At 71.9% G+C, this 12,416-nt stretch carries 9 protein-coding genes; 1 reads left to right on the top strand and 8 read right to left on the bottom strand.

All coding sequences use genetic code 11. The annotated features are described in order from the left end of the window. Positions 1-9: 9 nt before the first annotated feature. The 3 genes from ITX44_RS05045 to nsdA all read right to left on the bottom strand — a co-directional run bounded on the left by ITX44_RS05045 (position 10) and on the right by nsdA (position 3,355). Positions 10-348, bottom strand: coding sequence for a P-II family nitrogen regulator (locus tag ITX44_RS05045; protein ID WP_167985535.1), 339 nt, complete (start codon positions 346-348; stop codon positions 10-12). Further along, on the bottom strand, positions 345-1,688 hold the full coding sequence (locus ITX44_RS05040) for an ammonium transporter (protein ID WP_205355747.1): 1,344 nt from the start codon (positions 1,686-1,688) through the stop codon (positions 345-347). The genes ITX44_RS05045 and ITX44_RS05040 overlap by 4 nt, the downstream gene beginning before the upstream one ends. A gap of 209 nt (positions 1,689-1,897) precedes the next feature. Beyond that, positions 1,898-3,355, bottom strand: a complete 1,458-nt coding sequence (gene nsdA, locus ITX44_RS05035) for a transcriptional repressor NsdA (RefSeq protein ID WP_205355746.1) — start codon at positions 3,353-3,355, stop codon at positions 1,898-1,900. A 350-nt stretch (positions 3,356-3,705) separates the two neighbouring features. Between nsdA and ITX44_RS05030 the strand changes: the two genes are divergently transcribed. Next, positions 3,706-4,431 (top strand): bifunctional DNA primase/polymerase, encoded by a 726-nt coding sequence (locus tag ITX44_RS05030; RefSeq protein WP_205355745.1) that lies wholly within the window; start codon positions 3,706-3,708, stop codon positions 4,429-4,431. A 376-nt stretch (positions 4,432-4,807) separates the two neighbouring features. Here ITX44_RS05030 and ftsY read toward each other — a convergent pair whose 3' ends face one another. From ftsY to ITX44_RS05005, 5 genes are all read right to left on the bottom strand, one after another. Continuing rightward, positions 4,808-6,019 (bottom strand): signal recognition particle-docking protein FtsY, encoded by a 1,212-nt coding sequence (gene ftsY, locus ITX44_RS05025; protein ID WP_205355744.1) that lies wholly within the window; start codon positions 6,017-6,019, stop codon positions 4,808-4,810. Positions 6,020-6,170: 151 nt separating this feature from the next. Continuing rightward, positions 6,171-7,586 carry a sugar porter family MFS transporter gene (locus ITX44_RS05020; RefSeq protein ID WP_205355743.1) on the bottom strand — a complete coding sequence of 472 codons (1,416 nt, stop codon included), beginning with the start codon at positions 7,584-7,586 and terminating at the stop codon, positions 6,171-6,173. A 215-nt stretch (positions 7,587-7,801) separates the two neighbouring features. Continuing rightward, the gene (smc, locus tag ITX44_RS05015; protein WP_205355742.1) at positions 7,802-11,383 is read right to left on the bottom strand and encodes a chromosome segregation protein SMC; all 3,582 of its coding nucleotides are present in this window, start codon (positions 11,381-11,383) and stop codon (positions 7,802-7,804) included. A 190-nt stretch (positions 11,384-11,573) separates the two neighbouring features. Further along, entirely contained in the window at positions 11,574-11,780 is a 207-nt protein-coding gene (locus ITX44_RS05010; RefSeq protein ID WP_205355741.1) for a hypothetical protein, read from the bottom strand. A gap of 298 nt (positions 11,781-12,078) precedes the next feature. Beyond that, complete coding sequence (locus ITX44_RS05005) at positions 12,079-12,360, bottom strand: acylphosphatase (protein WP_205355740.1); 282 nt, start codon at positions 12,358-12,360, stop codon at positions 12,079-12,081. Positions 12,361-12,416: the final 56 nt, after the last annotated feature.

Raw genomic sequence — 12,416 nt, 5'->3', positions numbered from 1 at the left:
TGGCGGAGGTCAGAGCGCGTCCGGTCCGCGCTCTCCGGTGCGCACCCGCACGGCCGTGTCGACCGGCAGGCTCCACACCTTTCCGTCACCGATCTTGCCTGTTCGGGCGGCCTTCACGACGACCTCGATGAGCTGGTCCGCGTCCGCGTCCTCGACCAGCACCTCGATGCGGATCTTCGGCACCAGGTCGACGGTGTACTCCGCGCCCCGGTAGACCTCGGTGTGGCCGCGCTGCCGGCCGTAGCCGCTGGCCTCGGTGACGGTCAGGCCGTGCACGCCGAACGCCTGGAGGGCTTCCTTGATCTCGTCGAGCCGGTGCGGCTTGACGACGGCGGTGATGAGCTTCACGCGTCCACCTTCTTGCTGGAGGAGGCGTCCGCCTCGCTGATGCTGCCGTCGCCGGCCAGGGCCGCGCTGCGGCCGCCGACGCCGGTGAAGTCGTAGGCGGTCTCGGCGTGCAGGACCTGGTCGATGCCGGTGACCTCCTCGTCCTCGGTGACCCGGAAGCCCATCACCAGGTCGATCAGCTTGGCGAGGATCGCCGCGCAGACCAGGGAGTAGCCGAGCACCGCGCCGACGCCGAGGCACTGGCGGCCGAACTGGGTCCAGCCGCCGCCGTAGAAGACGCCCGCCTGGCCCGGGTAGACGGTGCCGGTGGACAGGAAGCCGATGGCGAGGGAGCCGATGATGCCGCCGACCATGTGGACGCCGACGACGTCGAGGGAGTCGTCGTAGTTGAAGCGGTACTTCAGGCCCACCGCGGCGGCGCAGCCGACGCCGGCGACCAGGCCGAGCAGGATGGAGCCGAGCGGGGAGATCGAGCCACAGGCGGGGGTGATGGCGACCAGGCCGGCCACCGCGCCGGAGGCGGCGCCCAGGGTGGTGAAGGAGCCGTGCCGCAGGCGCTCGTAGATCAGCCAGCCGAGCATCGCGGCGGCCGTGGCGACCTGGGTGTTGGTGAAGGCGACCGAGGCGACCTTGTCGGCGGTGAGCTCGGAGCCGGCGTTGAAGCCGAACCAGCCGAACCACAGCAGGCCGGCGCCGAGCATGACCAGCGGCAGGCTGTGCGGGCGCATCGGGTCCTTCTTGAAGCCCTTGCGCTTGCCGATGACGAGGATCACGCCCAGGGCCGCGGCACCGGCGTTGATGTGGACCGCGGTACCGCCGGCGAAGTCGAGGACGTGCCTCTTGGCCAGCCAGCCGTCGGGGGCCCACACCCAGTGCGCCACCGGGAAGTACACGATCGTGGCCCACAGCGCGATGAACAGCGTCCACGCGGTGAACTTGACGCGGTCGGCGAGTGCGCCGCTGATCAGCGCGGGGGTGATCACCGCGAACATCAGCTGGAACATCGCGAACGCGAGGATGGGAACTCCGGTGCTGAGCCAGGGCTCGCCCATCCCTATGTTGCGCAGCCCGGCCCAGCCTCCGCTGCCCATGAATCCATTGCCGCTGTGGAAGGCGAAGCTGAATCCGTAGAGCGTCCACAGGATGGTGATGATGCCCAGGCTGATGAAACTCATCATCAGCATGTTCAAAGCGCTCTTGACGCGCACCATGCCGCCGTAGAAGAAGGCGAGACCAGGGGTCATCACCATCACCAGGGCGGCACTGAGCAGCAAGAACGCCGTATTTCCACTGTCGAGCTTGGGCGCATCCGCGGCCAGCGTGATGATGGCTGGTGCCATCGGCGTCTCCTCTGTCATCCGGACGGCCCGTGCGGGCGGATAGCTGTGGGCCGGTTTTCGCCACGAGGTTGGCTCAGCCTGGTTTCGGTCGATGCCGCACGGTGTTTCGCGGGCGTGACGAAGAAGTCGCGGATGTTACACCGGGATGAACTCCCCCCTCGTTCGGTGAAGGCTGTATACGGGTGGGGTGAGGGTCGATTTCCCGGGTATCAAGCGGAGGCGGCGGCCTCCGGGAGCTGTTGGGACAGGCGCTCGGCCAGGGCCGCGACTTCGGGCACATCGGCGAAGTCGCGTAAGGCCGCGTGGGTGGTTGTACGAATTCGGGTGTTGACGCGCTCGGACCGGAGCCGTTTGGCGGCGGTGATCGCCCGTGCGGTCGCTTCGGCGGCCTGTTCCGGCTCCCGCATCAGCAGGTGGACAGTGCCCAGGCCGACCAGATTCAGCGCGTAGGCGCGCTGGTGGATTTCGTCGCCGGCGAAGCCGTCGACGGCGGCTTCCATCTCGGGCCGGGCGAGGGAGGCGTAGTTGCGGCTGCGGCCGGCCACATAGGCGAGGTCGCGGTAGGAGTGGGCGTTCTCGGCGTGCAGCTCGGCCTCGGTGAAGAAGCTGATCCAGGGCGGGTCCTCGGCGGGGCGGGACTCGGCGAAGGCGTCCTCGGCCATTCGGACCGCGCGGTGGCACTTGTTGACCTGGCCCATGCCGGCGTACGCGCGGGCCTCCAGCCCGTGGAGCATGGCCTGAAGGGTGGCGCCGGCGGAATCGCGGCTGCCGTACTGGGCCAGGTGGATCAGTTCCAGGGCGTCGTCGGGCCGGTCGAGGTGGATCATCTGGCGGCTCATGGAGGACAGCACGAAGGCGCCCAGCGGCCGGTCGCCGGCCTCCTTTGCCGCGTGCAGGGCCAGGACCAGGTACTTCTGGGCGATGGGCTGCATGCCCACGTCGTAGCTCATCCAGCCGGCGAGCGCGGCCAGGTCCGCGGTGATCCGGTACAGCCGCCGGGCGACGCGCTCCGGGTGGGAGTCCTGGAGCAGGTCGGTGACCTCGTGGAGCTGGCCGACGACGGCTTTGCGCCGCAGGCCCCCGCCGCACTGGTTGTCCCACACGCGGAACATCGCCGCGGTCTCCTCCAGGAGCGCGAGTTCCTGTTCGGACAGCCGGGAGGGGCGGGCCGGCAGGTCGCGTTCCGGGCCGGGCTGCGCCGGGATCGCGGCGGAGGCGGTGGGCACCAGCCAGCGCTGCATGGGCTCGACCAGGGCGGGGCCGGCCGACAGCGCCAGGGAGGTGCCGAGGAAGCCGCGGCGGCCGAGCATCAGGTCGCTGCGGGAGAACTCGTTGATGAGCTGGACGGTCTGCGGGCCGGCCCAGGGCAGGTCGACGCCGGCGCCGGCCGGGGGCTGGTGGGCCGGGCGCAGGCCCAGGTCCTCCACGGGCACCACGCAGCCGAAGCGCTCGGAGAACAGCTCGGACAGGATGCGCGGGATCGGCTCGCGGGGCTGTTCGCCGTCCAGCCAGCGGCGCACCCGGGAGGTGTCGGTGCTGATGTGGTGGGCGCCCATCTGGCGGGCGCGGCGGTTGACCTGGCGGGCCAGCTCGCCCTTGGACCAGCCGCTGCGCACGAACCACGAACCGAGCTGCTCGTTGGGCTGCTTCTCCGCTGTGGCGCTCACGGTCGGGCCCCCGTCCCGCTCGGTCCGGCTGCTCGGGCATCAGGGATCGCCGGGCGTCGTCGCGTCGAGCGCGGCGGCGGCCCGGGCACGGGATCGGCGACAGCCGGGCGCCCGCGGCGGGGAATCGCCCGCGGCGCCTCTGGAGGGCAGGCCGGACACCGCTGTGGACTCACGCACCGAAAGTAGTCCCGTGGTCACCCATGCGGCGACTGATGTTACGGAAACGCCACCATTCGCCACCCCTTCGGATGAACCCCGCCCGGCCCACAGGCGATTCACTTGACACAGGCCGGCAGGGGCAGGCCGTGCGAGTGCGTAACCATCGGCGACGGCACGGCGTTGGAGGGGTCATGGTTTTCACGGTCTTCACGAGCGGCGGCATGCGGGAGATGCGGCAGCAGCGGACCGGGGTGCTGAACGCCGCCCGGGTGGCGGCGCTGCCCGGGGTACGGACCGCCGGGCGCCGCAAGGAGTGGGCCGCGGTGTGCGGCAGCATCGCCCGCTACACCGGGCGGTACGGGTGGGCGGTCGTGCCCGGTGCCCGCGCGGCCCGTGGCGGCGCCTGCTCGTGCGGCGACGCGGCCTGTACGGCGCCGGGGGCCCATCCGCTGCCCTTCGCCGACGAGGTGCCGGCCGGCGCGGGCGCCGAGCAGGCGGTCGAGGCGTGGGCCCGGATGCCCGGCGCCTCGGTGCTCCTGCCCGCCGGGCGGTCCTTCGACGTGCTGGAGGTCGCCGAGGCCCCGGGCCGGCGGGCCCTGGTCCGCCTGGAGCGCATGGGGCTGCGCCTCGGGCCGGTGCTGCTCACCCCCACCGGGCGGGCCCAGTTCTTCGTGGCCCCCGGCGCCGCCGCCGAGCTGCCGCACCTGCTCTACCGGATGGGCTGGGACGACGCCTCCCTGGACCTGGCCTGCCTCGGCCCGGGCGATCACGTCACCGCTCCCCCGTCCGACCTCGCCGGCCTCGGCCCGGTCCGCTGGCTGCGCGAGCCCCGCGAGGGCGTGCCGCAGCCTCCGGAGGCGCGGCTGCTCCTGGGCACGCTGGCTTACGTTTCGCATCGCGCGAGGGTTCACGTCTGAGGTGGTGGACGCCACCTCGGCCTCCGGCTCGGGGGGGTTCCGTACGTTCCCGGGTGCGGACCGTCGTGGCTGGTCGCGCTGGGGGTACCTCCCAGGCGAAGCTCTGGGGGACCCCGCGCCCCTTGGTTTTCCCGGCGAACCGCCCACCACCGGGCGGGCCTGCGAAAGGCCGGCCGGGCCCGCGGGCCCGGCCGGCCTTTCGTATACGGATGCGGAGTGCCCGCACGTCAAGGGGCGCGGGGCTGTAGCTGATATGCGGCTGGCGCCCCGTGTGCGCGAGCAACCACCCACACACCGGTGGTCCGGAGGCGGCAGCAACCGCCCCTTCGGGTCGGTGACGACCCGCGCCCCGGAAGTGGGGGCATACGACGTACGGCTACTCCCCGATGAGCGCGTCCACGAATGCTCCGGGTTCGAAGGGGGCGAGGTCGTCCGCGCCCTCGCCCAGGCCGATGAGCTTGACGGGGACGCCGAGCTCGCGCTGGACGGCGACGACGATGCCGCCCTTGGCGGTGCCGTCGAGCTTGGTGAGGACGATGCCGGTGATGTCGACCACCTCGGCGAAGACGCGGGCCTGGACCAGGCCGTTCTGGCCGGTGGTGGCGTCGAGGACGAGCAGCACCTCGTCGACCGGGCCGTGCTTCTCGACGACGCGCTTGACCTTGCCGAGCTCGTCCATGAGGCCGGTCTTGGTGTGCAGCCGGCCGGCGGTGTCGATGAGGACGGCGTCGGCGCCTTCGGCGACGCCCTCCTTGACCGCGTCGAAGGCGATCGAGGCGGGGTCGCCGCCCTCGGGGCCGCGGACGGTGCGCGCGCCCACCCGTTCGCCCCAGGTCTGGAGCTGGTCGGCGGCGGCGGCGCGGAAGGTGTCGGCGGCGCCGAGGACCACGCTGTGGCCGTCGGCGACCAGGACCCGGGCGAGCTTGCCGGTGGTGGTGGTCTTGCCCGTGCCGTTGACGCCGACGACGAGCACGACGGCCGGCGAGTCCTCGTGGCTGTCGGTGCTCAGCGTGCGGTCGAGGGTGGGGTCCACCAGGGCGACCAGTTCTTCGCGCAGCAGGGCGCGCAGCTCCACCGGGGTGCGGGTGCCGAGCACGCGGACCCGGGTGCGCAGCCGCTCGACCAGTTCCTGGGTGGGGACGACGCCGACGTCGGCGGTGATGAGGGTGTCCTCGATCTCCTCCCACGTCTCCTCGTCCAGCCGCTCCCGGGAGAGCAGCGTGAGCAGGCCCTTGCCCAGGGAGTTCTGCGAGCGCGAGAGCCGGGAGCGCAGCCGGATCAGGCGCCCGGCGGTGGGCTCGGGCCGCTCGATCTCGACGGGCGGCGCCTGCACCTCCTCCACCGCGTCGGGCGCGGTGGTCGGGCCGGGCAGTACGACTTCCTCGATGGTCCGGCGGGGCTCGTCCCGCGGGGCCTCGGCCTCGTCCCCGATGCGCGGTTCGGCGGGAGGCGTGGTGGTCTTCGGGGTGCTCGGCGGGGCGGGCGGCTGCTGCTGCTTGTGCTTGCTGCGGCGGCTGCCGATCACCAGCCCGCCGGCCCCGAGGATCACGACCAGGGCGATGACGACGGCAAGGATGACGGTTTCCATAACCCGACCAGTATCCCTGTTCCGGTCGCCGCACCCTTGCCACCGGGGGGCGACCCGTCCGAGGGACGTTCAGTCCTTTCCTGATTTCGTGCTTTCCAGCGTCTTTTCCGGGCTTCCCGGGGCTTTACGGATCCCCCGGGCTGCGGGCCGCTCAGCCCATCTCCTCCAGGGACTTGCCCTTGGTCTCCTTGACGAACTTCAGGACGAACGGGATGGAGAGCGCGGCGAAGGCGCAGTAGATCACGTACGTGCCGGAGAGGTTCCAGTCGGCCAGGCTCGGGAAGCTGGCCGTGATCGCCCAGTTCGCGATCCACTGCGCGGAGGCGGCCACGCCCAGGGCGGCGGCGCGTATCCGGTTCGGGAACATCTCGCCGAGGAAGACCCAGACCACCACGCCCCAGGACAGGGCGAAGAAGAGCACGAAGAAGTGGGCGGCGATCAGTGCGACCGTGCCCTGCGCGGTGGGCAGCGTGGAGCCGTGCTTGGCGGAGAAGGCCCAGGCCTCCAGGGCCAGGGCGACGGCCATGCCGGCCGAGCCGATCAGGGCCAGCGGGCGGCGGCCGATCCGGTCGACGAAGATCATGGCGATCACCGTGCCGATGATGTTCACGATCGACGTGGTGAAGGAGTAGAAGAACGAGCTGCTGGGGTTGATGCCGACCGACTGCCACAGCGTGGAGGAGTAGTAGAAGGCCACGTTGATGCCGACGAGCTGCTGGAACGCGGACAGGCCGATGCCGATCCAGACGATGGGCAGGAAGCCGAACCGGCCGCCGAGCAGGTCGCGGAACGATGTCCGGTGCTCGCGCTTCATCGCGGCCTCGATCTCCGCGACGCGCGCGTCGAGGTCGGAGCTGTCGCCCTCGACGTCGGCGAGCACGGCCCGGGCGTCCTTCTCCCGGCCGACGGTGAGCAGGTAGCGGGGCGACTCGGGGATGGCGAAGGAGAGCAGGCCGTAGATCGCGGCCGGGACGATCATGACGCCCAGCATGACCTGCCAGGCCTCCAGGCCGATCAGGTGGCCGCGCTGCCGGCCGTTGGCGGCGTTGAGGATGCCCCAGTTCACGAGCTGGGAGACGGCGATGCCGAGCACGATCGCGGCCTGCTGGAAGGAGGCGAGCCGGCCGCGGTAGGCCGGCGGGGAGACCTCGGCGATGTAGGCGGGGCCGATGACCGAGGCCATGCCGATGGCGAAGCCGCCGATGATCCGCCAGAAGGACAGCTCCCACAGGGCGAACGGGAGGGCGGAGCCGACCGCGCTGATCACGAAGAGCACGGAGGCGATCTGCATGCAGCGGATCCGGCCGATGCGGTCGGCGATCCGGCCGGCGTAGGCGGCGCCGATGGCGCAGCCGATCAGGGCGATGGCGATGACCTGGGCGAGCGCGGCGGACCCGATGCTGTAGCGGCTGCGGATGGCCTCCACCGCGCCGTTGATCACAGCGCTGTCGTAGCCGAAGAGAAAACCGCCCATGGCGGCGGCCGCGGTGATGAAGATGACATGGCCCAGATGGTCGGGCAGCGTGGTCGGCCGCGCCGTCCCGGTCGGTGATGCGGTGCTGGTCACGATGGTCTCCTCGGGCTCGTCCTCGAGCCCTCGCACGAGGGTCGATCTTTCGGAGCGGCGGCCGGCGTCGGGTCGGCCGCCACCTGAACGTATGGACAACGTCCGAGAGACTATGCCTACAAGTTTCGAATTCAAAAATTGGCCATTGCACGCATATGGCGTCGGTCACCCGCACTCAGGCAGAGTTTGCGTTCAGGAAATGAAGGCAGCACCGGCTAGCGGAGTCGCTGACTGATCACCTTGGACACGCCGTCGCCCTGCATGGACACGCCGTAGAGCGCGTCGGCGACCTCCATCGTGCGTTTCTGGTGGGTGATCACGATGAGCTGCGAGCTCTCCTGGAGTTCCTCCATGATCCGGATCAGCCGTTGCAGGTTCGTGTCGTCCAGCGCCGCCTCGACCTCGTCCATCACGTAGAACGGACTGGGCCGGGCCTTGAAGATCGACACCAGCATCGCCACCGCGGTCAGCGACCGCTCGCCGCCCGACAGCAGTGACAGCCGCTTGACCTTCTTCCCGGGCGGCCGGGCCTCAACCTCGACCCCCGTGGTGAGCATGTTGTCCGGGTCGGTGAGCAGCAGCCGGCCCTCGCCGCCGGGGAACAGCCGGGAGAAGACCCCCTCGAACTCCCGGGCGGTGTCGTGGAAGGCCGCGGTGAACACCTGCTCGACCCGCTCGTCCACGTCCTTGACCACCTGGAGCAGGTCCGCGCGGGTCTTGCGCAGGTCCTCCAGCTGCTCGGTGAGGAACTTGTGCCGCTCCTCCAGCGCCGCGAACTCCTCCAGGGCCAGCGGGTTGACCTTGCCGAGCTGGGCGTACGCCTTCTCCGCCGCCCGCAGCCGCTTCTCCTGCTCGGCGCGGACGTACGGGCGCGGCTGGTTGCGCGGGTGCTCCGGGTCCTCCGGCAGGGTCTCGCCCTCGGCCGGCAGGGACGGCGGTACGAGCTGGTCCGGGCCGTACTCGGCGACCAGGCCGGCCGGCTCCATGCCGTGCTCCTCCAGCGCCTTGGCCTCCAGCTGCTCGATCCGCAGCCGCTTCTCCGCGCCCAGCACCTCGCCCTTGTGGACGTCGCCGGTGAGCTGGTCGAGTTCGGCCTTCAGCTCGCGCCCGCGGCGCCGCTCCCGGTCGAGTTCGGCCTCCCGGCCGGCCCTGGCCTGTTCGGCGGCGGCGCGCTCGGCCTCGGCGCGGGACAGCGACACCTCGACGCAGGACAGCAGGGCGTGGGCGCCGGCCAGCACGGCGGCGGCGACCTGGGCCTCGTACTCCAGCCGGGCCCGGCGCCGCTCGGCCCGGGCCCGGCTCTCGCGCTCGGCCCGCGCGGCCCGGTCCAGGCCGTCGGCCCGGCCGGCCAGGCCCTTCACCCGTTCCTCGTGCGTCCTGACCTGGAGCCGGGCCTCCATCTCGGTCTGCCGGGCGTTGGCGCCGTCGGCCGCGAGCCGGTCGCGCGCGAAGGTGTCCGGCTCCTCCTCGCCGGGCTCCTCCTGGGCCTCGCCGAGCCGGAAGGACAGCTCCTCCAGTTCCTCGCGGGCCGCGGCCACCGTCTCCTCTGCCCTGCCCACCGCGGCGGCGGCCCGCTCGGCCTCGCCCGCCGCGGCCCGGGCCTGCCCGGCGTAACGGCCCAGCTGCTGGGCGACCGAGGACTTCTCCTTCTCCGCGGCCCGGCGCCGGGCGCTCAGCTCCTCCACCGTGCGGCCGGCCGCCGTCCGGCGCTCCTTGGCCTCCTGCTGCCGATCGGCCAGCTCGGCGCAGGTCACCTCCAACTCGGCCAGCTCCGCCTCGGCCTCGTCGACCTGCGCTTGTACCTCCAGCACGCTGGGCGCCTTGGCCGAGCCGCCGGCCGCGGTGTGCGCGGCCAGGACGTCGCCCTCGGCGGTGACGGCGGTGACTTCGGGGTGCCGCAGCACCAGGGACTCGGCGTCCTCCAGGGTCGCCACCACGGCGGTGCCGGCCAGCAGGCGGTGCACCGCGCCGGCCAGCTCCGGCGGGGCGGTGACCAGGGCGGCGGCCCAGTGGGCGCCCGGGGGAAGGTCCGGCAAAGACGCAGGCGCCGGTTCGGGGGCGCCGGCCAGCAGCAGCGCGGCGCGGCCGGCGTCCTCCTTGCGCAGCAGCCGCAGGGCTTCGGCGGCCGCGCCCGGGCCGGACACGGCCACCGCGTCGGCGGCGGCGCCCAGGGCGGCGGCGATCGGGACCTCGTGGCCGGGGGTGACCCGCAGCAGGGCGGCGGCCGAGCCGAGGACGCCGAGCCCGGCGCCGCTGTCCCCGTCCGGGCCGGCGGCGCGGGCGAGCAGGGCGCCGGTGCCGTCCTTGCGGCGCAGCGCCGGGGCGAGGGCGTCGCGGCGGGCGGCGACGGCGGCCCGGCGGCGTTCGGCGGCGGTGGCGGACTCCCGGGCGGCGCTGAACGCCTCCTCGGCGGTGACCTGTTCCGCGCGGGCGGTCTCGATCAGCTCGTCGAGTTCGCTGTCGTCCGCGTCCAGGCCCTCCACCTGGGCGCGCAGTTCCTCGTACTGCGCCTGGGCGGATTCGGCGCGGTCGCGCGCCTCGTCGCGGGACGCGGTGAGTCGCACTATCTCCGACTCGGCGGCGCCGGCCTTGGAGCGGGCGGCGTTGACCTGGCCGGCCAGCCGGGCCAGGCCTTCGCGGCGGTCGGCGATGGCCCGGGCGGCGGCCCTGAGCCGGGCCTCCTCCTGGGCGAGCTGTCGTTCCAGCTCGGCGCGGTGGTCGACGGTGTCGTCCAGGGCGCGCTGGGCGGCTTCCAGGGCCTCGCTGAGTTCGGCCTCCTGCTCCCGGATCCGGGCGGCCTCGCGCTCCATGTCCTCCGGGTCGCGGCCGCGCCGCTCCTCGGCGGGCTGGCTGGTGGCGTGGCGCTGCCGGGCCTCGGCCAGCGAGATGGTGCCGCGGACGCGTTCGGCGAGCCGGGACAGCTCGTACCAGGTGGCCTGGGCCTGGTTGACGCGTGGGGTGAGCGCCTTGACCTGCTCCTCCAGCTTCGCCTCGCGCTGGAGGGCTGCGGTCAGTTCGGCCTCGACGGCGTCCTTGCGCTCCTTGAGGGCGGCCTCGTCGGCGATCTCGGCGCGCAGTGCCTCGCGCAGGGTGACCAGGTCGTCGGCGAGCAGCCGCAGCCGGGCGTCGCGCAGGTCGGCCTGGATGACGGCGGCGCGGCGGGCGACCTGGGCCTGGCGGCCGAGCGGCTTGAGCTGGCGGCGCAGTTCACCGGTGAGGTCGGTGACCCGGGCGAGGTTGGCCTGCATCGCATCCAGCTTGCGCAGCGCCTTTTCCTTGCGCTTGCGGTGCTTCAGGACGCCGGCCGCCTCCTCGATGAACGCGCGGCGGCCCATCGGGTCGGCGTGCAGCACGGAGTCGAGCTGGCCCTGACCGACGATCACATGCATCTCGCGGCCGATGCCGGAGTCCGACAGCAGTTCCTGAATGTCCAGCAGGCGGCAGGTGTCGCCGTTGATCTGGTACTCGCTGCCGCCGTTGCGGAACATGATCCGCGTGATGGTGACCTCGGTGTAGTCGATCGGGAGGACACCGTCGGAGTTGTCGATCGTCAGCGACACCTCGGCCCGGCCCAGCGGGGGGCGGCCGGTGGTGCCGGCGAAGATGACGTCCTCCATCTTGCCGCCGCGCAGCGACTTCGCGCCCTGCTCGCCCATGACCCAGGACAGCGCGTCCACCACATTGGACTTGCCGGACCCATTGGGCCCGACCACGCAGGTGATCCCGGGTTCGAAGCGCAGCGTCGTCGCCGAGGCGAACGATTTGAAGCCGCGCAGCGTAAGGCTCTTCAGGTGCACGCCGGTCGACTCTACTAGGGCGCTGCGGTTTCACCGAGGAATCGGCAGGGCACTAGGCATCTAAGAGCGGGGCGCGAGTACCGGGGAGGCCGGCAAGGGGCAGGGGCGAGACGACGAAGGGACGCCAAAGGCGTCCCTTGCAGATATTCTCAGGCGGTGTCCGGAAACACCTGGCCGGCGGGGTGACCGGTCAGGCGAGAACGGGCTCGCCGTGAGTCACGTCGATGTTGCGGAGCAGCGACTCTTCACGCGACGCGACAGCAGTCAGCGCGTCGTTCTCCGCCTGCATCCGAAGAAGCTCGGATTCCAGGTCCTGAACGCGCTGCTGCAGCCTCCGCATCTCGGCGAGGAGTCGCGGGTCGGGACCGCCGACGTAACCGAGAAGCGCTTTTGCCATGATGGATGGTCCTCCACGCTGAGTGACCGACCGGAGCGGTTTGGGTCGTGGGTGAGGGGTACGCTCCCGCGCGGGTATCCGTGCCGTGGCCTTGTCCAGCCTGGTGATGAGCCACGTTGCGCGGGGCTTCCAGCGTCTCACCAAATAGGAAGACGGTCAACACGATCACAGCCCGCACGCCGGGTCAGCCCTTGAGAATCACGGCGCGAACGGCGCCGCGGGCCACCCGCGAAAAGCGAGATCATCCTCGCTGCGAGGCAGCCTGACACGGCATTCGCCGGATGGCAACCGGTTGCGCTCAGCGGATTTCGAAACCGTTGTATCCGCCCCGGGGCTCGCCCCAGATTTCGGTCACTCCGGCGACGTGCCCGGGCGTGTCGCCGGCGCGCAGCGCGTCGAGCAGGTGCTCACAGGCGGTACGCCCGCCCTCGGCGACCACCTGTACCCGCCCGTCGCCGAGATTGCCGGTGTATCCGGTCAGGCCCCCTATCTCCAGCGCGGCGGCGCGGGTCCACCACCGGAAGCCCACCCCCTGCACCCGGCCCCGCACCCATGCGGTGAGCCGGACATTCTCATCCATGTGCACACGCTATCCCCACGGAATCCGTCGCAGGACCGCACACCCCCGGCATCGTT

The organism is Actinacidiphila acididurans (assembly GCF_016918855.1).
Classification (GTDB): domain Bacteria; phylum Actinomycetota; class Actinomycetes; order Streptomycetales; family Streptomycetaceae; genus Actinacidiphila; species Actinacidiphila acididurans.
The sequence above is the reverse complement of the archived record's forward strand: the minus strand, read 5'-3'. Positions and strand labels throughout refer to the sequence as shown.

Coding starts and splice junctions, on each gene's coding strand:
- ftsY (WP_205355744.1), bottom strand. CDS start 6,019: ATGGAAACCGTCATCCTTGCCGTCGTCATCGCCCTGGTCGTGATCCTC.
- ITX44_RS05030 (WP_205355745.1), top strand. CDS start 3,706: ATGGTTTTCACGGTCTTCACGAGCGGCGGCATGCGGGAGATGCGGCAG.
- ITX44_RS05005 (WP_205355740.1), bottom strand. CDS start 12,360: ATGGATGAGAATGTCCGGCTCACCGCATGGGTGCGGGGCCGGGTGCAG.
- ITX44_RS05010 (WP_205355741.1), bottom strand. CDS start 11,780: ATGGCAAAAGCGCTTCTCGGTTACGTCGGCGGTCCCGACCCGCGACTC.
- ITX44_RS05040 (WP_205355747.1), bottom strand. CDS start 1,688: ATGGCACCAGCCATCATCACGCTGGCCGCGGATGCGCCCAAGCTCGAC.